At 57.8% G+C, this 23,829-nt stretch carries 18 protein-coding genes; 13 read left to right on the top strand and 5 right to left on the bottom strand.

Annotated elements, in window-relative coordinates; genetic code table 11:
- The first annotated feature begins 270 nt into the window (after positions 1 to 270).
- From pdxA to BQ5361_RS06545, 8 genes are all read left to right on the top strand, one after another.
- Entirely contained in the window at positions 271 to 1,371 is a 1,101-nt protein-coding gene (gene pdxA, locus BQ5361_RS06585) for a 4-hydroxythreonine-4-phosphate dehydrogenase PdxA (RefSeq protein ID WP_071425055.1), read from the top strand.
- 76 nt (positions 1,372 to 1,447) lie between these two features.
- Positions 1,448 to 3,394, top strand: coding sequence for a threonine--tRNA ligase (gene thrS, locus BQ5361_RS06580; RefSeq protein ID WP_022064073.1), 1,947 nt, complete (start codon positions 1,448 to 1,450; stop codon positions 3,392 to 3,394).
- A gap of 151 nt (positions 3,395 to 3,545) precedes the next feature.
- The gene (gene infC, locus BQ5361_RS06575; protein WP_022064074.1) at positions 3,546 to 4,070 is read left to right on the top strand and encodes a translation initiation factor IF-3; all 525 of its coding nucleotides are present in this window, start codon (positions 3,546 to 3,548) and stop codon (positions 4,068 to 4,070) included.
- 617 nt (positions 4,071 to 4,687) lie between these two features.
- The gene (locus BQ5361_RS06570) at positions 4,688 to 6,151 is read left to right on the top strand and encodes a BACON domain-containing protein (RefSeq protein WP_161940439.1); all 1,464 of its coding nucleotides are present in this window, start codon (positions 4,688 to 4,690) and stop codon (positions 6,149 to 6,151) included.
- Positions 6,152 to 6,304: 153 nt separating this feature from the next.
- Positions 6,305 to 7,810, top strand: coding sequence for a BACON domain-containing protein (locus BQ5361_RS06565; RefSeq protein WP_035472272.1), 1,506 nt, complete (start codon positions 6,305 to 6,307; stop codon positions 7,808 to 7,810).
- Positions 7,811 to 8,478: 668 nt separating this feature from the next.
- Positions 8,479 to 9,963 carry a BACON domain-containing protein gene (locus BQ5361_RS06560; protein ID WP_081976789.1) on the top strand — a complete coding sequence of 495 codons (1,485 nt, stop codon included), beginning with the start codon at positions 8,479 to 8,481 and terminating at the stop codon, positions 9,961 to 9,963.
- A 318-nt stretch (positions 9,964 to 10,281) separates the two neighbouring features.
- Positions 10,282 to 11,742: a BACON domain-containing protein gene (locus tag BQ5361_RS06555; protein WP_161940438.1), complete on the top strand. Its 1,461-nt coding sequence runs from the start codon at positions 10,282 to 10,284 to the stop codon at positions 11,740 to 11,742.
- Between the two features lie 425 nt (positions 11,743 to 12,167).
- Positions 12,168 to 13,103, top strand: coding sequence for a glycosyltransferase family 2 protein (locus BQ5361_RS06545; protein ID WP_035472284.1), 936 nt, complete (start codon positions 12,168 to 12,170; stop codon positions 13,101 to 13,103).
- A 108-nt stretch (positions 13,104 to 13,211) separates the two neighbouring features.
- On the opposite strand, the gene BQ5361_RS06540 is transcribed toward BQ5361_RS06545, so the two are convergent.
- Positions 13,212 to 14,426 carry a mechanosensitive ion channel family protein gene (locus BQ5361_RS06540; RefSeq protein WP_022063267.1) on the bottom strand — a complete coding sequence of 405 codons (1,215 nt, stop codon included), beginning with the start codon at positions 14,424 to 14,426 and terminating at the stop codon, positions 13,212 to 13,214.
- A 101-nt stretch (positions 14,427 to 14,527) separates the two neighbouring features.
- Here BQ5361_RS06540 and BQ5361_RS06535 point away from each other — a divergent pair, with 101 nt between their 5' ends.
- Positions 14,528 to 15,133, top strand: a complete 606-nt coding sequence (locus BQ5361_RS06535) for an HAD family hydrolase (RefSeq protein ID WP_052130991.1) — start codon at positions 14,528 to 14,530, stop codon at positions 15,131 to 15,133.
- The gene (locus BQ5361_RS06530; protein WP_035472287.1) at positions 15,130 to 15,819 is read left to right on the top strand and encodes a DNA alkylation repair protein; all 690 of its coding nucleotides are present in this window, start codon (positions 15,130 to 15,132) and stop codon (positions 15,817 to 15,819) included. The genes BQ5361_RS06535 and BQ5361_RS06530 overlap by 4 nt, the downstream gene beginning before the upstream one ends.
- An 81-nt stretch (positions 15,820 to 15,900) precedes the next feature.
- On the opposite strand, the gene BQ5361_RS06525 is transcribed toward BQ5361_RS06530, so the two are convergent.
- Together BQ5361_RS06525 and BQ5361_RS06520 are read right to left on the bottom strand one after the other, a co-directional pair.
- Entirely contained in the window at positions 15,901 to 16,674 is a 774-nt protein-coding gene (locus BQ5361_RS06525) for a porin family protein (protein WP_022063264.1), read from the bottom strand.
- Positions 16,675 to 16,733: 59 nt separating this feature from the next.
- Positions 16,734 to 18,404, bottom strand: a complete 1,671-nt coding sequence (locus BQ5361_RS06520; protein WP_071424984.1) for an OmpP1/FadL family transporter — start codon at positions 18,402 to 18,404, stop codon at positions 16,734 to 16,736.
- A 50-nt stretch (positions 18,405 to 18,454) separates the two neighbouring features.
- Here BQ5361_RS06520 and BQ5361_RS06515 point away from each other — a divergent pair, with 50 nt between their 5' ends.
- From BQ5361_RS06515 to proS, 3 genes are all read left to right on the top strand, one after another.
- Complete coding sequence (locus BQ5361_RS06515; protein ID WP_035472295.1) at positions 18,455 to 18,706, top strand: hypothetical protein; 252 nt, start codon at positions 18,455 to 18,457, stop codon at positions 18,704 to 18,706.
- Between the two features lie 114 nt (positions 18,707 to 18,820).
- Positions 18,821 to 19,228 (top strand): hypothetical protein, encoded by a 408-nt coding sequence (locus BQ5361_RS06510; protein WP_143047531.1) that lies wholly within the window; start codon positions 18,821 to 18,823, stop codon positions 19,226 to 19,228.
- A gap of 1,085 nt (positions 19,229 to 20,313) precedes the next feature.
- Positions 20,314 to 21,798: a proline--tRNA ligase gene (proS, locus tag BQ5361_RS06500; protein WP_022063259.1), complete on the top strand. Its 1,485-nt coding sequence runs from the start codon at positions 20,314 to 20,316 to the stop codon at positions 21,796 to 21,798.
- A 201-nt stretch (positions 21,799 to 21,999) separates the two neighbouring features.
- Here proS and BQ5361_RS06495 read toward each other — a convergent pair whose 3' ends face one another.
- Together BQ5361_RS06495 and BQ5361_RS06490 are read right to left on the bottom strand one after the other, a co-directional pair.
- Positions 22,000 to 22,551, bottom strand: coding sequence for a copper resistance protein NlpE N-terminal domain-containing protein (locus tag BQ5361_RS06495; protein ID WP_035472418.1), 552 nt, complete (start codon positions 22,549 to 22,551; stop codon positions 22,000 to 22,002).
- 22 nt (positions 22,552 to 22,573) lie between these two features.
- Positions 22,574 to 23,821, bottom strand: coding sequence for a glycoside hydrolase family 57 protein (locus BQ5361_RS06490; RefSeq protein WP_022063257.1), 1,248 nt, complete (start codon positions 23,819 to 23,821; stop codon positions 22,574 to 22,576).
- Between the last annotated feature and the right edge of the window lie 8 nt (positions 23,822 to 23,829).

Raw genomic sequence — 23,829 nt, 5'->3', positions numbered from 1 at the left:
TGAAAACGTACGCGGCTTGCTGTGTACGGTCGCTCCCGTATGTATTTCCCACCTGTTTGTCTTTCTTGTCGCATTTTCCCGTTTTTGCCGAACGTGCAAGACCATGCCGCTGTCGGACTTTTGTATGCGGGCGATGCGTCGGTTGCTTTCTTTCGTTCCGGAGTTCAGATTGCCCGTGTACCGTATTGCGTCATCGTATTTTATTCGTATCTTTGTTATTTCAAACGATGCTCCGCCGACAGGCGGAGGATTTTCGACAGGAAGATTCTTATGGCAGAAAACAGGATGATAAGGGTCGGCATCACGCAGGGAGACGTCAACGGCATCGGACCGGAGGTCATTATCAAAACCCTTGCGGACCCGCGGATGAGCGAACTGTTCGTCCCGGTGGTGTACGGCTCTTCCAAGGTGTTCTCATATTACCGGAAGGGATTGCCCGAAGGAGAGACCTTTTCGTTTCAGATAACGGGAAGCGCGCGTGAGGCGCGTCCCAAGCGGGTGAACCTGGTGGAGACCGGTACCGGCGAGGTGCGCATCGAACCGGGTACGGCCACGCGGGAGGGCGGTGCCGAAGCGGTGAACGCCTTGCGCCGGGCGGCCGACGACCTCGCTGCGGGCGACATCGACGTGGTGGTGACGGCTCCTATCAACAAGGAGAACGTGCAGGAGGCCGGTTTCGGATTTACCGGACACACGGAGTTTTTCGCGGACCGGTTCGGCGGCGAGCCCCTCATGGTCATGTGCAGCGAACGCATGAAAGTAGGTCTCGTGACGATACACGTTCCGCTCGCACAGGTGAGCGGAATGCTCTCGACGGAATTGATTGTGCGCCGGCTGGAGCAGTTGCGGCGTATGCTCGTGACCGATTTCAGGGTCGTGGAGCCGCGTATCGCTGTACTCGGGCTGAACCCCCATGCGGGCGACGGCGGAGTGATAGGCAGCGAGGAGGAGGAGATGGTGCGGCCGGCCGTTGCCGAAGCCGTGCGGCGCGGGATATTGGCTTTCGGACCCTTCGCGGCGGACGGTTTCTTTGCCTCGGGTAGTTATACTAAATACGATGCCGTGTTGGCGATGTATCATGACCAGGGGTTGATACCTTTCAAGTCGCTCAGCCGGAGCGGTGTCAATTTCACCGCGTCGCTGCCGGTGGTGCGTACGAGTCCCGACCACGGCGTGGCCTACGACATAGCGGGGAAAGGGGGGGCCGACGAGGGGTCCATGCGGGATGCCGTCTATGCGGCGATGGATATTTTCCGCAGCCGCCGCTGGTACGGAGAGATAAGTGCCAATCCGCTGAGGCATTACGAACGCGAGCGCGGTGCCGACGTCTCGGTGAAAGACCTCAAGCTGCCCGAGCAGCAGGACGACTGATGCGGTCGATACGATTTTAACAAGATATTGGAAATGGCGGCCGGGTTTGTAGCCGGTCGCATTATTGAAGAGAGAAATGAGCCAGAACAATGTCAAAATCACGTTCCCGGACGGAAGCGTCAGGGAATATCCGCAGGGGGTGACGCCGTTCCAGATTGCGGAATCAATCAGCCAGAGGCTGGCGCAGGAGGTGCTGTCGGCGACGGTGAACGGCAAGGTGGTGGACCTCGCCATGCCCGTCAATCAGGATGCCTCCGTGAAGCTCAACAAATGGGAAGACCCCGAAGGTAAGGCCACTTTCTGGCACACTTCGTCGCACCTGTTGGCCGAAGCGCTCGAAAGCCTCTATCCGGGCATCAAGTTCGGCATCGGGCCGAGCATCGAGAACGGTTTCTACTACGACGTGGATTCGCCCGTACCCATTACGGAGGCCGACCTGCCGAAAATCGAAAAGAAGATGGAGGAGCTTGCCCGTACCAAGGAGCCGCTCGTGCGCCGGGAGGTGAGCAAGGCGGAGGCCATGCGGATATTCACCGAGAAGGGAGACCAATACAAGACGGAACTCATCAGCGACCTGCAGGACGGTACCATCACGTTCTATACGAACGGCTGTTTCACCGACCTCTGCCGCGGCCCGCACCTTCCCAATACGGGGCTGATAAAGGCGATAAAGCTCACTTCCGTGGCCGGAGCCTATTGGCGCGGCAACGAAAAGAACAAGATGCTGACCCGTATCTACGGCATTACTTTCCCGAAGAAGTCGATGCTCGACGAGTACCTTGCCATGCTGGAGGAGGCCAAGAAACGCGACCACCGCAAATTAGGCAAGGAGTTGGAGCTCTTCATGTTCTCGCCGAGGGTGGGGCAGGGGCTTCCGATGTGGCTGCCCAAGGGGGCGGCACTGCGGGAGAGACTTCAGAATTTCCTGCAGAGCGTACAGAAGAGATACGGTTACGAGCAGGTTATCACGCCGCATATCGGCATGAAGGACCTCTACGTGACATCGGGACACTACGCCAAATACGGCAAGGATTCGTTCCAGCCCATCCGGACACCGGACGAGAACGAAGAGTTCCTGCTCAAGCCGATGAACTGCCCGCACCACTGCGAGATATACCGCCACAAGCCGCGTTCGTACCGCGACCTGCCGTTGCGTTTTGCGGAGTTCGGTACGGTGTACCGTTACGAACAGAGCGGCGAGCTGCACGGGCTGACGCGCGTGCGGGGCTTTACGCAGGACGACGCGCACCTCTTCGTGCGTCCCGACCAGTTGCTGGAGGAGTTCGAGAAGGTTATCGACATCGTGCTCTATATCTTCAAGACGCTCAAGTTCGAGGATTTCATCGCCCAGGTATCGCTGCGTGACCCGGAGAACAAGGAGAAATATATCGGCAGCGACGAGAATTGGGAGAAGGCCGAGCGGGCCATCATCGAAGCGGCCGAACACAAGGGGCTGAAGACCGTCGTGGAGCTCGGCGAAGCTGCATTCTACGGCCCGAAGCTCGACTTCATGGTGAAGGATGCCCTCGGCCGGAAGTGGCAGCTCGGTACGATACAGGTGGACTACAACCTGCCCGAACGTTTCGACCTGACCTACACCGGAGCCGACGACCTGCCCCACCGTCCCATCATGATACACCGGGCGCCGTTCGGTTCGATGGAGCGCTTCGTGGCCGTGCTGCTCGAACACACCGGCGGCAAGTTCCCGTTGTGGCTCACGCCCCAGCAGGTGGTGGTGCTGCCCATCAGCGAAAAATTCAACGATTACGCGCAGAGTGTTTTAAAATTCCTGAATAATTCCGATATTCGTGCCGAGGTAGACTGCCGCAACGAAAAGATTGGCAGAAAAATACGCGACAACGAGCTGAAGCGGATTCCTTTCCTGCTCATCGTGGGCGAAAAGGAGGAGGCCGACGGTACGGTTTCCGTCCGCATGCAGGGCGAAGGCGACAAGGGGACGATGAAGCTGGAAGAGTTCGCCGCCTATCTTGCCGACCTTGTCAAGAAAGAGGTGGAAGCGTAGATTGGAATGTGTTTTGCATGAATATTCCGATAGATAATTAGATGTTTTATTAATCGAGGAGGACAAAACTATAAACACCGTAAAGAAAACTTACCGTCCCAAACCGGCCCCGTCGGGAGCCGGCCAACAGCGCAGACCGTACCCCGGAAGGGTGGAGAAGGAGGCGCCCAATAGGATTAACGAGCGGATTACCGTCCCGCAGGTGCGGGTGGTGGGCGACGGCATCGAAGGCGGTTCGGCAGTGATGCCGACCAGCCAGGCGCTCCGGCTCGCCCGCGAACAGGAGCTCGACCTTATCGAAATCTCGCCCAAGGCGGAGCCGCCCGTGGTGCGTATCGCCGATTACCAGAAGTTCCTCTACCAGCAGAAGAGGAAGGCCAAGGAGCTGAAGGCGAAGACCGTGAAGGTGACGATAAAGGAGATACGTTTCGGTCCTCAGACCGACGACCACGACTATAACTTCAAGCTCCGCCACGCGCAGAACTTCATCGGCGAGGGGGCGAAAGTGAAGGCATACGTCTTTTTCAAGGGGCGTTCGATAGTCTTCAAGGAGCAGGGGGAGATACTGCTGCTCCGTTTCGCTACCGACCTCGAAGAGATAGCGAAAGTGGAAATGATGCCCAAACTGGAGGGAAAACGTATGACGATGATGCTCGCGCCGAAGCCCAAAAAATAGGCACGAAGCAGTACGGTTCCTCTTGCAGGAGGAAGATTAGATGAATTTGCCGGGCGGAACGCATTATGCGTTCCGCCCGGCGTCGTTTTCGGGAGGAGAGGCAGCGACCGGCCGTTTCGGTACGCTGCCTCTCCTGCGTGTTTTTTGTCGTTTTCGGGGAAGCGATAGACGGGTTGCGGCGGTATTCATTCGCAGTACACTGAATCGCGGTATCTGCAGGGCATGCGTCGGGGCGGATTTTCTGTTCTGTAGGAGACGAATCCCTATGTGGGTAGGGACGACGTATTGTTGGCATGTGTCCGGTTGCGGGGAAAGGGTCGGTATTCTGTTTTTTTTGCTTGGAAGGGCCCTGAAACGCTTTTGTAGGGCCGATTATTGATTCTTCCTAATAGACGGATGATTTTTATAGGAAAAAAAGATGAGTTTCTCTTTTATTATTGTTGTATGAATATTATTATTGTATAACTAAAAATATAAATAGTTTTCTGTGACAAAATACTAAAAATGCGATAATGGATACGATGTATTGCTTTTTAATGCATGACGTCTAAACAAGGAATAGTATGTTCCTTTTATGAATCTAACTTTTTATTATTAACCCTTTAATGATTCCAAGCATGGAGTGGAAAAAACTATTGTATGGGTGCGTCGGTCTGTTTGCCGCATGTGCCCTGGCCGGATGCGGCAAAGAGGAGGAAGAGAATCTGCAGTACCTGAACCTGAGCGACATCGCATGTACCTTTACCGGAGAGGATAATCTTCCCTTCAAGGTAACGGTCTATGCGTATGCCGACTGGACGGCGGAGTCGGACGCTTCGTGGGCGAAGGTCGGCGACAAAACGGCGGAATCTTTCACGATAACTGTCGATGACAACCCCGACAGTGCGGAACGGAGTGCCCGGATTTCGCTGACCGCGGGCGCTTTGTCCCGGGAGATAACGGTTTTCCAAATGGCTTCCGGCAAGGGATGCGTGCGTTTCCGTCGGCTGGACGATTTTCAGAACCTCGGTGCGATGTCGCCCAACGGACGTTACGTCGGAGGATACACTGCCGAAATACCTTCCGGCAACACCTGGTATTATACACCCGTGATAATCGACACGGAGACGGGGGAGCGGCAGGCGCTCGGCGGCCCGTATAAAGAGGCCGAGATTTGTTGGTTTCACGGTACTTTTGCAGTCTCCGACAACGGAGAGGTCTTTTATCAGGACTCGAATACTTCCGGGACGATGATATTCGATTTGACCGGCGGTCATTATGCTCCGGAGGCTCCGGGAGGGGTGTCGCGGGTTCCCTCCGTTCAGGCTACTTCGCTCGGCGGGAAATATTGGGTCGGCTATGTGCGTAATGACAGCGACAGGCTCTACCACCCCATTAAGTGGACCGACGGGGTTCCCGAGTGGCTGCCCATGCCGGAGAAGGATTTCCGGGGATACGATTTTACGACGGGGGTGATGGCCCGCGGAGTCTCGGCCGACGGCGAGGTGATTTACGGCACTACCTGGGAGCGGGACGACTCCGGGATGGTCTATTGGAAAGACGGCGAGGTCAAGTATGTCGGGCATGATGTCCATACGATAACGCCCTGCCAGTTGTACGATGCCAATTGGGAGCTGTTCGATTGGAATCTGGCCAACGGCGTGACCTGTACGGCGGAGCGGACGAACATCAGCCCCAGCGGAAAATGGATTGCGGGAGCGTATAAAACGGAGGAGGAGCGGAACCACCAGATTGTAGAGACGGGCGATTATCCGGCGTTCTACAATACCGAAACGGAGAAGACGACCATTTTCGAGGATTATAACGGATATTATGCGGCGACGGTGACGGACGACGGTCTGGGAGTCATCCAGTCGCGGTACGGTACGGAAGGATATGTGGTCGATGTGGAGGCGAAGTGTGCCGTCGGTTCCGTGTCCCAGTGGGTTTATGACACCTACGGCATCGTGATTCCGGATGACTGCGGCATTATCGCTTTCTCGCCGGACCTTACGCATATTTGGGGAGTGGGCCAGCGTGGTTACGCTTTGGGCGGGGTCATTCCTTATGTATGGTATATCGCTCCTCCCCTCGGGGAGTAGTCCGGACGGAGGAACGGACGGAATTGCCGCCGGTCTCGTTCCCGGTGCCGGGAGGCAGCAGGAGTCCTGCGCGTTTCTCGGGCAGTTCGGCACGTATCCGATGGGGAATGCAGACCTGCGGTCTTTATGGACAGATAAAAAACAGACACGGATATGAAAAAGTATATTTATTCTTTGTTGATTGCGGCTGCTGCATGGGCAGGGAGCGCCTGCGAGCGGTCGGGAAACGAAACAACCGGTCAGGCGAAATCCCTCGATGTGGAGACGACCGAATTGACCTTTGATGCGAAAGGGGCGGCCCCGTGCGAGATAGCGGTGACGGCGGAGAACCTGACCTGGGAATTCTGGGTTGCGGAGAGTGCGGCGGAGTGGCTGCATGCCGAAAGGGACGGAGAGAAGCTCATCGTCCGGGTAGATGACAACTCTTCACCGACGGAACGTCGCGGAAGCGTGACGATTGCGCCTTCGGAGGCAGGCCCTGTCAAGAGCAGGACCGTTACGGTCGTTCAACTGGCTTCCGACGAGAAGTACAGCCTTTCGGTGAATCCGGAGAGACTCGATTTTGCGGGTACGGATGCCGAACCGCAGGTCGTGAAGGTCGTGACGGAAGGAACCGGACTGACCTGGCATAGCGAGGTGGAGGGCGATGCGAAAGAGTGGATTTCGGTGGAGGAAGGCGACGGGACGGTGACCGTCTCGGTGAAGGATACTTCGCTGGAGGGGCCGCGCAGCGGCAATATCCTCATTGTGCCCAGTTTGGATAATGTAGCGGAAAAGGTGATACGGGTGGAACAGGCCGGCTTGCCTCCGATGTTTGCCGTCGATACGGAGAGCATCGAATTCGATTACAGGGCGAAGAATTACAAGAACATCCGGGTGACGGCTGTCAATACGGAGTGGACTTTCCATGAGGCGAACGAGGCGGGCGATGCGACGGAAATCTCCTGGCTGAAGACCCATGAAGCGAGCGATGCGGTGCGTGTAGAGGCCGAAGTCAACGCTACGGAGGAGGAGCGCGTGGCCTATGTGGTGCTGACGCCTGCGGCCGAGGGGCTGGAACCGGTAAAGGTAGCCGTTCGGCAGACGGCGGCCGATGAGATTCTGAGTACCCTCACCGGTGACCTCGACCTGGGCGAGCTGGCGGGCGCGCGGGCCACGCTGATGCCCAAGCAGACATGGGACAAGGTATCTACCTTCAGCGAATGGAATCTCTATCTGTGGGAAGAAGGTGTGAGCTACAAGGCGAGTACCGGGGCTTTCGTGGGCACCGGAGCCCGGCTGGCCATCACGTTGGTTTCGGAGAGGATTAACTTCAACGACGATAACGCATATTATATACCCGACGGGACCTATACCGTGACCGCTCTCGCCGAAGGGGAGACGAGCGCGCCGGGACAGCTTCGCTATCCGGCGGTGAGCAATACGGGCCATCCGAAATTGCCTATCGGAGCATGGTACACGAAGCTGGAGAACGATGCCTATACGAAGGAGCAGGCTCCGCTAGTAACCGGTACCCTGACGGTGACGCGCAGCGGAGAGGAGTATACGTTCGTATTGGATTTCGAGGACGATTTGGGGTACGCCGTGGCCGGAAGTTATACCGGTGCTATGGAACTCAGTGTAGTCGGTACGGCCCGTCCGGAACCTACCGTCGAATGACGTTCCGTTCGTTATGTCCGGTATCGGCTCGAAAGGACAGCCGAAATGGAGAGGTGCCGGGCTGCAGGGAAAACGCATGACGATGATGCTCGCGCCGAAGCCCGAAAAGTAACGGAGTGACATGACGGAGTGCCTGTATGCCGTGCGGCCGGGCAGCAGCAAAGGGAAGGGGAGGCAAATTTTGCCTCCCCTTCCCTTTGCTGCTATCAGGCGATTGTTTTTTTGGTATTACTGTCTGATTGCTAAATGATTACTGCATGAAATATTGCGCCCGTTCAATGTGTCTTATTAATAGTAATGATGGTATAAGAAAATAAAATGGCTAAAATATTTGTTAGTTTGGATTTGTATGCCTAATATTGTAAACAACAAAATGTGCGTTTGCGGACATTAATCATATGTATTATGGTGTTGAAGTTTTATTTCGGCTTGTCTGTTATATTTGATTTAACGGCAGGAGAAGCCTGTCCGGAACAGCACGGCGGCAGCGGGAGACCGGCCGCATCGGCAGGAACAGCGTAAGCGGCGGTGCATCGGTCGGGCGTGTCGGGTATCCGTCCGGGGATTCCGGAATACGGACGGGAAAACGGAAGAAATCCACCTGCGGCCGGCTGTATCGTCCATATGTATATTTCTTAACTTATTATCACTATTAATCGAAGGTCATTATGAATCTAAAGAGACGTTTCAGCATGTTGCCGGCCGCGTGCCTGGCCGGTCTGCTTTTCGTGGGGTGTACGACAGAGACCACGGAGACGCATTATGTCAAACTCAGCGAGGTGGCATGCACCTTCCTCGGCGAAGGGGGGCCGAAGGTCATCACGGTCGAGGCCAATCCGGGGTACGAGGTCTCCTCGTCGGCTTCGTGGCTGAAGGTCGGCGACGAGGGCGCAAGTTCGTTTTCCCTGACAGCGGATGCCAACGACAGCGGTTCCGAGCGCGTGGCGGAGGTGACCGTTACGGCCGGGGAGGCTTCCGTCGTCATCAGCGTGAACCAGCTCCCGAGCGACAGCGAGATGGCGCACTACCGCCTGCTCAACAAGTTCAACTACGGTGCGGTCGTATCGCCCAACGGCCGGTATGCCGGCGGGTCGTACCAGACGCGTAACAACGACGATACGTATAATTACCACGTCGTCATCATCGACCTCGAAACGGAGGAGTGGCATGAAGTGGGCGAGTTCCACAGCAACCAGTACAAGCCGACCATTCCTTCCTGCATTACGGACGACGGTACGCTCTTTTTCGCCGAATACAATACATACGGGAATTTGGTTTCCACCCTGTCGGGGGACAATTACCTGCTGGAGAAGGCTTATCCCGACTGGATAGGAGAGTCGAACGTGGAGGCGACCACTGCCGACGGAACGGTATGGGTAGGTTACCAGCAGTGGATGAATACAGATGATGCGGTGGCGGCCGGAGACGATGGCGGGCACTACATGCCCATCAAGTGGACGAACGGCGAGCCGGAAATCCTGTCCATTCCGGAGAAGAATTACCGCAACGAACCGTGGCCGACCGGGCGGAGCGTGATGGCCCGCGGCGTATCCTACGACGGAAGCGTCATCTACGGCAGTGCATGGGACAATACGAATCAGGGGATGGTCTACTGGAAAGACGGCGAGGTGCATTGGGCCGGCGAGGATATACGGGAGTTCGAGGAGGTGACGCTCATCCGCCAGGAGGACGGCAAGGAGATACCCTTCACGTTGACCAAGGGCCTGATGGTATATGCCGAGCGTACCAATATCAGCCCCAACGGCAGGTGGCTGTGCGCGGCGTATGCGGTCGATACGGCTACTGAAGGGATGCATGATGTGATTACCTCCAAATGTCCCGCCTTCTTCAATACCGAGACGGGGAAGACCTACATTTTCGACGAATACAGCGGAAGTGCCCGTTCGGCGACCGACGACGGTATCGGCTTCATCGTGAACAGCGGCGGTGCTTCGGGCTATGTGGTGGATATCGAGAGCGGAACGCAGCTCGGAACCACGGAGCAGTGGATACACGACAACTACGGCATTACGGTTCCTGCCGGATTCATACAGCGTCTGTGCCCCAACGGGGTGGCCCTCGGGTACTCCGTGATGGATGTAGGGGCCGGATTGCTCTCCGTCGCATGGTACGTCCGGCCGACGGAGATGTGATGCCGGGTGTCGGCGAGTGACGGCAGGGGCGGCCGGACTGCCGAAGTCCGGAGCCTGCCCGGCCGTCGGGGAGGCGAAACGGCAGTGCCGTACGCCGGCCGGCGATATGTTGAACGGAAGAGACCGGAGTGTCCGAAGTTGATGAGGCTGCAGTTTTTTCATAGGTTATACAGGTTAAGTGTAGTAGGGCATGTTGGGTCGGCGGACACTCCCTTTTTCCGTTCGGTAGCGGTGAATGGGGCAGCCGCGGCGGCCGAGGCCGCGGAGTGCCGGAAAGTCAATCGGCAAAATGAAAATCGGTTAATCGAACAGAATATTATGAGAACACATGTATTGATAGGAGCTTTGGCTGCCTTTCTGATGGTCTCCTGCGAGGGAAAGAGCGGAACGGAGCAGCCGTCGTTGGAGGTCTCTCCCGAGGCCATGACTTTTGAGGCGGGAAGTGGGACGCAGCAGGCGGCCGTAACCGCGCAGGGGGTGGAGTGGACGCACGAAGTGGCCGCGGAGGCTGCGGAGTGGCTCTCTGCCGAACGGAGCGACGACAAGACATTGACGGTGACGGTGGCGGAGAATCCCGCACCGGAGCAGCGCAGCGGCCGGATAACGGTGTCGGCCGAGGGAAGCGGCGTTGCGCCGTGCGTGATAACCGTCACGCAGCAGGCGGCGGATGTCGCATACGGACTGACGCTCGAACCGGCGATTCTCGAGTTCGCGGGCGAGGGTGCTCCGGCCCAGACGGTGACGGTCGTCACGCAGGGCGGACTGACCTGGACGGCGGAACCCGAGGAGGCGATTGCCGGATGGGTGACGCTCGCCGTGGAGGGCGACAAGATTACGGTTACCGCTGCGGATAATCCCGAAACCGCGCCGCGGTCGGGGAATATCGTGGTGACGCCGAGCGTCGAATCGGTCGGCCAGAAGGCGATTCGGGTAGTGCAGACGGGCAAGGAGGTCATTCCGGAGCTGAGCGCAACCCCGACGGAGCTGACCTTCCCCTGCGGCGACGTGACCAGCGAATATACCGAACCGCAGACCATTCAAGTGACGGCCGTCGGTACCACGTGGCATCTCATGTGGAGTATTGACAATGCCGGTGAGTGGACGGATGTGATGCCGAACGATACGCGCGATGAGATTATGTTGAGGTTGAAGCGTAACGGGACTGCCGAGCCGCGGACCGCTTCCCTGTTCATTGTGCCGGACAATGACGAGCTCGGACTGCAGACGGTCGAGGTCAAGGTGACGCAGGAGGCCGCTCCCGAATACCGGAGCAACCTGACGGAGAACGTCGAGCTGAAGGTGACGCAATTGGTCAGTCTCATCCGTCCCGGACAGGGAAGCGGTATAGAGGGGGAAGGCAGTTATTGGACGCTGACGATACTGGGTCCGGATGCGGAGTATAATGGCGGCATGGGAGGCGGAACCGGAGACCGGCTGTATATTCATATGGCTTCGACGCTGATAGAACCGAACGACGACGGTGTTTATGAATTGCCGGAAGGGACGTACACCGTTGCTACCGCCGAGAAGGAAGATAAGGTGGCTCCGGGAGAGTTGATTTATCCGTTCAATTTGAATGCATCGGCTATGTTCCCGACCGGTACGACCTATACCCGGCTTGAGAACGGTACCTATACCGTCAATGCGCCGCTGGTATCCGGAACGATGACCGTGTCGCGCTCGGGCGATACCTATACGTTGCAGTTCGACTTTAAGGACGACCAGGGATATACCGTGACGGGCACCTACGAAGGGCCGTTGAATGCACAGAGGGCATAATGCAGGGAGGCGAAGCAGCCTCTTGGAATATTTACGTGAAGCAGCCTCCGCCGTTTACGGCGGAGGCTGCTTCACGTTTATGCCCGCGTTTTTGCGGGGCTCTTGCGGGCGCGGCAGTGAAGGAGCGGATATGCGGGGAGGTCGAAACGGGCGGATTCCGGATGTCCGGAATCCGTTGGAAGGATGCAGGCGGTGGAATCCTCGCAGAGCCTTTGTGGAAGGGTAGCGGCTTTCGGGCGGGCTGAAAGAGCGGGCCGGAGGGGCGACGAAAGGCCGGGGGACCGAAAGGCATGACGGAAAGCCGGGGGAGGGCTGCTGTTGCGGGATTCTATGATTATATGTTATCTTTGTCCTGCCGGCGAGGAAAGCGGTGGGCGACGGTTTTTGTGTCCGCTGCCGGACGGCCGGAACGAAAGAGAAACGATATGAAGATTAGCGGATTTACGTTTATCAAGAATGCGGTGGCCTACGACTTTCCGGTGGTGGAGAGCGTGCGGTCGGTATTGCCCGTGGTGGACGAATTCATCATCGTCGCGGGAGACAGCAGCGACGGGACGGACGAACTGTTGAAAGCCTTCGACGGGGAACCCAAAGTGCGAATCATCCGTACCGTGTGGGATACGAAAACCTACGACCGCGGCGGAATGATATACGCCCAGCAGACCGACGTGGGGCTGCGGGCCTGTACGGGCGATTGGTGCCTCTATATCCAGTCGGACGAAATCATGCACCACGATGCGCTGCCCGTCATACGGGAGGCGTGCGCGAAATATCTGGACGATGCGCGCGTGGAGGGGTTTCTGCTCAAATACGTACATCTCTACGGCGATTATCGTCATTATATCGACTCGCTGCACTTCGCCTATCCGCGCGAAATACGCATCGTGCGCAACCGGCCCGATATCCATTCGTGGCGCGACGCGCAGTCGTTCCGCGTGATACCCGATTTTAACGGCGTGGATTACGACGTGGAGGAGGGAACGCGCAAGCTGCGGTGCATCCTGCTCGACGCACTCATCTTTCACTACGGGTGGTCGCGCGACCCGCGGTGCATGGTGCGCAAGGCCAATCACCACAATGCGCTCTACTCGAAAGATTACAAGCCGGTCGAAGGCGTTGATTATTACGACTACGGCAACCTCGGCATGATGCCGCTCTACGAGGGGACGTTCCCGGAGGCGGCCGCGGAGCGGATGGCCGCATACGACTGGGCGGATTTCGTTCGGTACGACGGCCCGCGCCCCAATATCGGGAAGCGATATGGGGTCAAGTACCGGGTGGTGGATTTCATCGAAAAACATATCCTGCGGGACGGCAGGCGCATCGGCGGGTTCAAGAACTACAAGCTGCTGAAGCCCTGAGCCGATATCGGCGGAAAGTGATGGTGGGCTGCGCAGGAGCGGCCGGAATGAAGAAGGGGGCAGTGCTGTTTTTCCACAGTGCCGCCCCCTTCTGTTGTTTCAGTGCCGTCACTGTTCCTGTGCGGCCACTTCGCCCGAATATTGGAATGCCCGCAGGTTGAACAAGGGCATTACGGCATAGACATGGTCGAACAGGTCGGACTGCACGTTCTCGTAATCTATCCAGCGCTGTTTGGCGGAGAAGCAGTAGATTTCCAGCGGCAGGCCGGTGGGACCCGGCTGGAGCTGCCGTACCATGTGCGTCATGTCCTGGTTGATGTCGGGATTGCTCTCTATCCACTGTTCCATGTACTCGCGGAAGGTGCCTATGTTGGTCAGGCGCCTTTCGTCGAGGTCGCTCGCACGGTTGGCATTGTATTCCGCCAGTTCGGCCAGTTTCTTCTCCATATAGCGGCGGAGCAACTGCGACGAACCGAGCGTGGCGAGTTCGGCATCGGACAGATAGTGTATCGAGGAGACGTCGATATTGACCGACCGTTTGATGCGCCGGCCGCCGGATTCCTCCATGCCGCGCCAGTTGGTGAAGGATTCGGATACGAGTTTGTGGGTGGGAACGGTGGTGATGGTCTTGTCCCAGTTCTGTACCTTGACGGTGGTGAGACCTATCTCCGTCACCTCGCCGTCCACTCCGCGGCTCGGCATCACTATCCAGTCGCCGAGCCTTACCATGTTGTTCGAACTGAGCTGGATGCCCGCCACGAAACCGAGGATGGTGTCCTGAAAGACGAGCATCAGGACGGCGGCGAAAGCCGTGAGACCGCCGAGCAGGACGGCCAGGCTTTCACGCGTAAAGATGCTGATGATGATGAGCGCCACGGCGCACCAGATGACGACCGTGATGACCTGCGTGATTATCTTGACGGGTTTGTCCCGGACGCTGGCCATCTTCTCGTACACCCGGTTGATGCCGCTCATGAAAGCCGATACGAGCAGGGCGATGGCGACGACTATCCAGATGTCGAGTATCCGGTTGATGGTCGCCATGTGTTCCCACTTTATCGGCGAGAGGCCGGTGCGGAGTACGATGGGCATAATCAGCAGGGCCAGGCGGTTGAAGAAGCGCTGGTCGAGCAGCCATTCGCTCCAGTGCTGCCGGGTGGCACCCGCTATCTTTTTGATGAGTTTCGGGAGAAACTTCTTCGCTACCACGTATGCCAGCCAGCCGATAAGGCTCACCACCAGCATGGTGAACAGTACGTTGATGACCTCTATGAGCCTTTCGTTCTGTATGCCGAAACGTTCGAGTATGCCGCTTATGTTCATGAGCTTGTCCGTTAAACGTCGATGTTGTCCTACAAATATACTTCTTCCGTCCGTTCTTTCCAAAAGCACATTCGTTATCTTTGTGTCTCGAAACGTGACGTATGGAAAAGATAGAGAACGTGGTTTTCGACCTCGGCGGAGTCGTGATAGGACGCGACTACGACCGTTACGGCGCCGAAATAGCCGAATTTTCGTTTCTGCAGGGCGACCGGCCTTTTCCCGAGTGGTGGAAGCGCTACGACCTCGGTACCGCATCCCGGAGCGAAGTCGTGGAGGCGGTCTCTGCCGAGTGCGGACTCGGCCCGGAGCAGGCTGCCGCCAAACTGGACAGGCTCATGTACCTGTTCAACGAATTCGGCGACACGGCAGAGCTGATAAAGGAGCTGTCGGCAAAGGGATACGGACTCTATGTGCTCTCCAATATGCCGGCCGAGTTCTACGACCATGTCAGCCGATTCGAGGTCTTCCGCTACTTCGACGGACAGATTGTTTCGAGCCGGGAGGGGCTGGCCAAGCCCGACCCGCGCATGTTCGGCCTGCTTACCGAGCGGTACGGTCTCCGGCCCGAACGGACGCTTTTCGTGGATGACAAGCCGTCCAATACTTCGGTAGCCGCCCGGCTCGGATTTGCTGTCCATACTTTCGTGCCGGGACGCGAAAGCTGTCTGCGCATCCGGGAACTCGTCGAGGAGGGATACGAACGATGACGGCGGCGGAAGAACTTCTTGCGTGGCTCGAAGAGAACCGAAACGAGAAGAATATCGAGGGGATGGCGCGTTTCGGTATCCGTACCGACCGGGCCGTCGGGGTGCCGCTGCCGCTTCTGCGTGCCGCGGCGAAACCCTATCGGCGCAGGCACGAGACGGCCATGGCGCTTTGGGAGTCGGGAGTGCACGAAGCCCGGATATTGGCCGGCCTGATTGCCGACCCGGCGCGTTTCGGGCCGGAGGATATGGATGCCTGGAGTGCGGAGTTCGACTCGTGGGACCTGTGCGACCAGTGTTGCTCCAATCTGTTCCGGCACCTGCCTTATGTGCAGGGCAAGGTGACCGAATATGTGGCCGACGGGAGGGAGTTCGTGCGCAGAACGGGGTTCGTATTGATGGCGGTATTTGCCGTCCATGACAAGGAGGCTTCGGACGAACGTTTTCTGGAGTGGCTGAAGGTGGTGGAGGCCTACGCATGGGACGGGCGCAACTTCGTGAAAAAGGCGGTGAATTGGGCCCTGAGACAGATAGGGAAACGCAACGAAAGGCTCCGCCTCGCAGCGGTGGAGGTGGCCGGACGGCTTGCCGCGGCAGACGATGCGGCGGCGCGGTGGGTGGGGCGCGACGCCCTGCGGGAACTCACCGCACGGCGGACATTGGATTTCATGGCTGCCCATCGGCGATAAATACCGGGCGGGCCGTCGGGAAGCGGTTTTGCAGAGGCGGCACTGCAGCCGATTCCGTTCCGGAGGCGGACATTCAGACCGTCAGAACCAGTAGGTGTAGGTGAGGCTGTAAGCGCGGGAAGTCTGTCTGGTAACCGTATCGCCCGTGAAGTTTTCCCATGTATGGAGCATGCCCCGGTTCCATGTATCCGTAAAATTCTGGATGAACTGGAATGTGAAGTGACCGTATCCGATGCCGAGTATGAGCCCGAACGAAACCCGGTTGAACGAATCGCCGGCTCGGCGCGGCGTCCATTCCCCGTAATCGGCATCCGCCGTTACATTTATCCTGCCGCCTGCCAGAATGCCTGTCAGTACCCCGGCCTGCAGGAAGACGGGAATGTAGGCGTCGCTTTCGAAAAAGGTGATGAGAACCGGAATCTCCACCATGTAGCGCTCCGTTTTCATCCTTATTCCACTGTCTCTGTATCCGAAACCCCACCACGAGAAGTTGACTCCCGTATCGAAAGACCACACCTCCCCGAAAGGATACGATGCTACGAATCCGGCCGTTGCGCCGGGGTGACTCCGGATGTAGTCCCTGCCGTTGTGTTCGATGCCGTCCGTAATGACCAGCCAGTCGGCGGCCGAATGGAAATAGCCTGCGGTGATTCCGAACTGCCATCGGCTGCCTCCGTTCTCCGGAGGCGGGGGAGGGAGAGTGGCCGGTTCTGCGGAGTCGGCAGGCAGGGGAACGGAGACGGCGGCAGGAGGCTCCGCTTCCGGAAGCTCTTCGAGTATGAGCTCCGGTTCCTGTGTCTTTGCGCCCGGACAGGCCAGCAAGAGGGCCGCGATTGCGGCGAGGGTTCTTTTCATGTTCGGGTTGTCGTGCGTCCGTCGGCCCCGGACGTCGGGTTTTCTGTTGCGTATGGCTTCTAAAAGAAGAAGTTGAACGACATGGTGACGGTATGTCTGTTCAGAATGCCGTCGGTGATGTCGCCTATCGGCTTATAGGTCACCTCGCCCACCATGCCTTGCGGCAGGCGTGCGGGGCCGTTGTAGTAGTAGAGCCCGTAAGGTGCCACTTTGTATCTGCTGTACACGTAGGCGATGTCCAACGTGGTGGCCCGGCCCAGCCAAATGCCGACGCCGGCCGATATGTGGTTGGATGATGTAGTGAAGATGTTTTTGAATATCAGGTCATTCCCTGCCTCGTCCTTCTCCTTTATCGGGGAACCGTAATAGGCGTAGCCGGCCCGCAGGGCGAAACCGGGAATGGGTTTTACCTCAACACCCACACGGAAATTGTCGGCGGCCCGGTAGTCGTTGCCTATGGCAGTGCGGAAACTCTCCTGGACGTCGTAGGTCTCGCTCATGTAGCGCATCTTGTTGTACCATACCCGTTCGTAGTCGAACGACAGGGCGAAGTAGTCGCCGAGCGTGAAAGCGATACCCGTGAGAAGCCGCGAGGGGGTATTGAATGCGTAGTCGTAACCGACGGTGGACGACGTATAGTGTTTGCTGTTGGGGTCGCCGTAGCGCGAAGTTCCCATGCTCCCGTAATACTCTTTGCGTACCGAGGAGTAGGAGGGACTGTGGTAGGCGATGCCTATGCGCAGTTGAGGAATGGGGCGGACGATGGCGCCTATCTTGAAATTGAAGGCCGAACCCTGGGCCAGCAGATACTGGTTGTAGTTCATCTGCCTGAGGTACTGCTGTGCCGTGCCCGAGTAGTTGCCTTCGTAGTCTTCGGAGTAGTAGAGCGACAGCCGCTGGTAGATGTCCCGAAAGCCGAAATCGAATCCGAGATAGAGGATGTTGTTGATGTTGAAGCCGCCGGCTATGTTGTACTCGCCCACCGAACCCCGGCTGTCATAGCGCAGCGAGGGAGTGATGTTGCTGTTTTCGGGCAGGCCGTTCAGACCGTACATGTTGTCGCCGCCCAAACCGGGGAATAGGCCCGACTGATAGCCCAGTACAGCTCCCCATTCGTCGATGTAGATGTTGCCGTTGTTGAATGGGTCGCTGTTGAGGTCTTTCTCCGAAAGACCGTTCCACGTACCCGTGTTGAAGAAGTCGTAGAGACCGTTGAGCTGGAGCTGGAAGATGTTCAGCAGAGAGCCTCCCGCCGCTGCCGGCAGCCGGACGCTGCCGCGGTAGTTGAAATCTTCCATCTTGTTGTATGACAGACCGAGATTGAAGCTGACGAGGCCGTTGCTCCGCTGACTCAGTTGCAGTACCGTTCCGATGTTGTTGAAGCTGAAACGCGAGGCGTTGTTGTCGTGCGCCGTCGCGTATGCGTTCCGGTTGCCCGTGAAGGTCATGGCGGGAGAGAGTCCCCATACCGAATTGCGGTACATGCCCAGACCGGCCGGGTTGATGCCCATCGAGGCCATGTCGCCCCCGAGTGCCGTAAAAGCTCCGCCCATGGCGGCGACGCGGCCGGTGGTGAACGAATAGTTGTTTTGCGAATATTTCATCATGTCCACCGGGGTGAACTGGCTGGCCGTGACAAGCAACCCGTCCAGCTGGGCATTCTGCGCACCGGCGGAAACCGCTGTGAGGAGTGCGGCCAGTGCCGGCACCATGCGTCTGAAACTCTTCATAATTCCTTATGTTATGGTTTTGTCCGGCGGAAGGGTCTCCCTTCCGCCGGATGTCTGTTAATCTTTCGCTTATCCGTTATCTCCTTCCTGACGATGAACGTGAGGAGGATGAACTCGATGCACGCCCTGCAGAGCCTGAACTGAAACTACCGGAGGAGCGTCCTGCCGAACTCGGACTGAAACTGCTTCTGGAAGAACTGCTCGAAGAGGACCTTCCGGAACTGAAACTGCCGGACGACCGTCCCGTCGAACTGCTGCCTGTGCTGAAACTGCCTCTCGAGAAGGAGCTTCCGGATGAATAGGACGAGCGGCCGGAAGTGCTGTAACTGCTGCGGGAAGAGCCGCTCGATATACCGGTACTGCGGTTTCCGGAAGATATGCCGGGGGTTCGGTAGCTGTTACCCGTCGAACGTCTTGTGCTCGTATTGAGGTTGCCTCTGGACGAACTGCCGGACGACCCGCGCACGGAAGTGGCGGAGCTGCCGCGCGAGGAGGAGCTCGACGAGCCCCTTACGCTCGTACCTGTTGCGCTGCCTCTGGACGAACTGCTGGACGACCCGCGCACGGAGGTGGCGGAGCTGCCGCGCGAGGAGGAGCTCGACGAGCCCCTTACGCTCGTACCTGTTGCGCTGCCTCTGGACGAACTGCTGGACGACCCGCGCACGGAGGTGGCGGAGCTGCCGCGCGAGGAAGAGCTCGACGAGCCCCTTACGGAACCGGAGGAGGCACTGCCCCTCGATGCGGACGAACCGGAACGTACGCTGCTGCTCGATGACGAGCCGCGGGATGCGGATGATGAGTACCGCGATGCGTTCGGGCTGTAACCGTACCGGCTGCCGGGATTCGAATTGGGTCTGTAAGAGTAGTTGGGATTCCCGTGATGCCAATGGTCATGCCATCCCGGATGCCACCATCCCGGATGCCACCAACCCGGATACCATCCCCAGTTCGGGCCCCATCCCCAACTCCATCCCCAGTTGAAGCCCCAGCTCCATCCCCAATAGGGCGAGTAGTAACTTCCGAAATAGAAACCGGGATTCCAATAGTAGGGGCTGCTCCAGTAACTCCACGGCGTGAGATAGACGGGATTGACGATGACATTCCCTCCCACGATGGAGATGTCGTAGAACCCCGGGCCGTAGACGCCGTCCACGAAGAAAGCCGTGTCGTAGTAATAGTCGTAATAACTGGACGGACGGACATAGTACGGGTCTTCGAACATGCTCAGCCGCCGCAAGTAGGCACTTTCGTATCCGTCGCGGTAACCGTCTATGTAGCTGTCCGAATAACCGTCGTCTATTCCCTCCAATATGATGCCGTCCTCGGCGTCGGCCTGTGCCAGCATGGCTTCGATGCCCGCACGGCGGGCTTCCGCTTCGGCCCGTTCTATTTCCGCCTGCCTGCGTTCGGCCTGCGCTATGGCCTGCCTGTCATGCGTCCCGTACATGTTGTCGTAATACGGGGAGGCGGATGCGGCATAGCGGGAAGCGGTACATCCGGCGGTCAGCACGGCGGCGAGTCCGGCCAGCGCCGCTCCCAAATATTTAATCATCTTTCTCATAGCTGTAAGCGTTATGTTATGGTTCCCTCTTTCGTTATGATAACGCAGGAATCCGTTTTCTGTTTTGTAACCCGCACCGCGGAATGTATATATATAAGACGCTGCGGTTCCCTTTTTTGTTGCATCATAATTTGTGCCACCTCCGCCGGTGTCGCTTATCCAAAGCTACGAAAAATATTCCGCCGGGCGGAGCTCCGGTGGACGAGCCGGAAAAAATGGGGGGTGAAGTGCGGCCCGGACCGGTTTTTGTCCCGTACGGGCTAAAATTTATGTTGTTTAAACGGATTTAAACGGATTCTGAGTACCTTTGTCACTTACAAAGATAAATATTTCTTACAACATACGATTATGGCAAAAGAGTTAAAGGAGTTGACCAGCCGTGCCGAGAATTATTCGCAATGGTACAACGACCTCGTGGTGAAGGCGGGTCTTGCCGAAAGTTCGGCTGTTCGCGGATGCATGGTGATAAAGCCATACGGATATGCCATCTGGGAGAAGATGCACAGGGCTTTGGACGACATGTTCAAGGAGACGGGCCATGTCAATGCCTATTTCCCGCTTTTCATACCCAAGTCGTTTTTCAGCCGTGAGGCCGACCATGTGGAGGGTTTCGCCAAGGAGTGCGCCGTGGTGACGCACTACCGCCTGATGAACAATCCCGACGGGGAGGGTGTCGTCGTGGACCCGGATGCGAAACTCGAAGAGGAGCTTATCGTGCGTCCGACCTCCGAAACCATCATCTGGAATACGTACAAGAACTGGATACAGTCTTACCGTGACCTGCCTATCCTTATCAACCAGTGGGCCAATGTAGTGCGTTGGGAGATGCGTACCCGGCTCTTTCTCCGTACAGCCGAATTCCTCTGGCAGGAGGGGCATACGGCGCATGAAACCAAGGAACAGGCGCTGGAAGAGGCAGACAAAATGATAAACGTCTATGCCCGTTTCGCGCAGAACTGGATGGCGCTGCCGGTTATCATGGGGCGCAAGACGGCCAACGAACGTTTTGCCGGTGCGGAGGAGACTTTCACCATCGAGGCGCTCATGCAGGACGGTAAGGCGCTTCAGAGCGGTACGTCGCACTTCCTGGGGCAGAACTTCGCCAAGGCGTTCGACGTGCAGTTCGCCGGTCGGGACGGCAAGCTCGATTACGTATGGGCGACTTCGTGGGGAGTTTCGACGAGGCTGATGGGGGCGCTCATCATGGCGCATTCGGACGACAACGGGTTGGTGCTGCCGCCCCGGCTCGCACCCACGCAGGTGGTGATGATACCTATTTATAAAGGCGAGGAGGAGCTTCGCCGCATGGTGGGCGAGATGGAGACCGTCGCCGCGAAGCTGAAGGCCAAAGGCATTACCGTCAAGATAGACGACCGCGACAACGTCCGTTCCGGATTCAAGTTCGCCGAGTACGAACTGAAGGGATTCCCGGTGCGCATCGTGATAGGGCCGCGCGACCTGGCCGCCGGAACGGCGGAGGTGATGCGCCGCGATACGCTCGAAAAGGAGACGGTACCGATAGCGGGTATCGAGGATTACGTGAACAGGCTGTTGGCCGAGATACAGGACAATATCTACCAGAAGGCGCTTAAATTCCGTGATTCCATGATTACCAAGGTGGATACCTTCGAGGAGTTTACCCGCGTGCTGGACGAGAAGGGCGGATTCGTGCTCGCGCCGTGGGACGGTACGACCGAAACGGAAATCCGCATTAAGGAGCTCACGAAAGCGACGATACGCTGCATCCCGTTCGATTCGATGGAAGAGGGAGGCGTGGATATGCTGACGGGCAAACCTTCGCAGCGGAGGGTGCTTTTCGCAAGGAGCTATTGATATCGCCTCGGCTCGCTTTGTCGAGGCGCAAGAGCGGTTTTCGGAGGGGTCGGCTTTGCAAAGCCGACCCCTCCGCTGTCTGATGCTTCGGGGGGAGAGGCTGCCGCCGGGTACCGGTTCCGTTCGCGGCGCAAAAAAAGCCCCGGCCCGTCCTGTGGGCGGACGGTATCGGGGCAAGGAACCCGGTTGCACGGAAACGTTTCAGAGCTTCGTGCGTTTGAGGGTATAGTTGAGTTTGGAATCGGCTCGTTTGAGGTCTTTGCCGACCATCGTCAGGCTGCCGTCTTTCTCCTTCAGGAAATAGTGGACGGTACTGTCGTCGGAGGGGGTGAGCTCCAGGTATTCCGTCCCTTTATTCGGACCCTCGCCCTGGAGAGTGACGAAACGCCCCGTTTCGGTAAATATCGCATCCCGGCCGTTTTCTCCTTCGATATAGGTCGTTACGAGCGCATAGACACCCCGCGTGACACCCTCCTGCCGGACGATGGTAAGGTCGTAGTCGATGCCGGGACCGTCGGCGGCCGGCAACATGCCCGTGTAGCGTTCATTGATGACCGCACCGGCTTTCGGGTCTTTTACCAGCGAATCCGCAATTTTTATCCGCGTGGCTTCGAGGTTGTGGTCGCCCTCGACGGTGGTGAGCTCTATCGTCTCCTTATAGACGCTCTCCTTCTGCGCCTTTTTGTTCCTGTTTCCGCAGGAGCACAGCAGCGCGCCGCACAGGGCGGCGATGACAATGAGTCTGGTTTTCATAATCATGTATTTTTGGTTTGTATTAATCGGCGGACGCACCGCACGTTTCGGGTACACCCGTTTCCTGTTTCGTGTCAAATTCCGTGCCTTTCCGCCGCCGCGCTAGTTCGTTGATGAAGTCGCTCAGGACGTTCATGTAGTTGATGAATGCCTCGTAGCTCGACGGATAAGGGTTTTCGCCGGTCTGCTGGCCGTCGTCCGTGAACCATTTGGTGGCCATCCAATAAAAGTTGTCGGCCGTCTGCAAGAAATTCCAGACGTGGTTGAAATCGGGGTCGCCGAGCTGCCGGACGTTTCCGGCCTGGGCATAGAGTTTGCCGAAGGCTTCCTGCTGGAGTTCGTTGCCAAGCCAGGCAGATAGGTCGCGTTCTTCGTCGGCCCACGTCACTTCGTGGTTCGCGTAGAGTACCCCGACGGGCTGGTGACGTGCGGCGCTCTCCGATACGGTAGCGAATTCGAAACGGTCCGAGGCGGCTGCCCCTTCGGCGAAGGCGCGGAGGAAATCGAATATTCCCGTGTCGGCCCGCTGCCACGAGCCGAATGCTTCGTAATCCGTACAGAGATTGACCACCTCGCCCCGGTCACCCGCTATCCATTCGAGGAACTTGTCGGCCGTCAGCGGCCATTCCGACCACCTGCGGTCGGAGAAGCGGAACGCCAAATCGTCGCTCAGGCGGTAGTTGCGCAGCAACAGACGCAGTTTCTGGTTCGTGGCACCCGCATAGACGTAGTTGGGACTTTTCCAACCGAGCAGGTGCTTGGCGCCTTCGGCCAGCATGGTCTTGTAGCCGAGCGAAGCGACCGTCTCGCCTATCGAATCGGAGTAGAGCATCGCGGTGTTGAAGAAGGCGTCCGGCGTCTGGCCGAACTCCTCCCGTATCATCTCCGCATGGCGCTGCACTTCGGCGGTGAACTCCTCCCGGCCCGCCAGAGCGGCGAGCGAGTAGGAGTAGGTGCCGCCGACGAACTCTGCGCACCCGGTGGCGGCCAGTTTTCTGAAGCCGCGCAGTACGTCGGGAGCGTAGGAGCGCATCTGCTCCAGGGCTGTCCCCGAGATGTAGAAACTGACGCGGAGTCTTCCTCCGGTGGATTTTATCAGCTCCAGCAGCAGGTCGTTCATGGGCAGGTAACACTCCGCCGCCGCGCGCTGCATGAGGGTGCGGTTGCGGGCGTCGTCGAGGTAGTTGTGGTCGATGCCCATGTTGAAGAACCGATAGGTCTTCAGCCGCATGGGTTGATGCACCTGGAAAAATAATGAGATGGTTTTCATATATGGCA

The organism is Tidjanibacter massiliensis (genome assembly GCF_900104605.1).
In the GTDB taxonomy this organism is placed as follows: Bacteria; Bacteroidota; Bacteroidia; order Bacteroidales; family Rikenellaceae; genus Tidjanibacter; species Tidjanibacter inops.
This window is presented reverse-complemented; position numbering and strand designations above follow the sequence as displayed.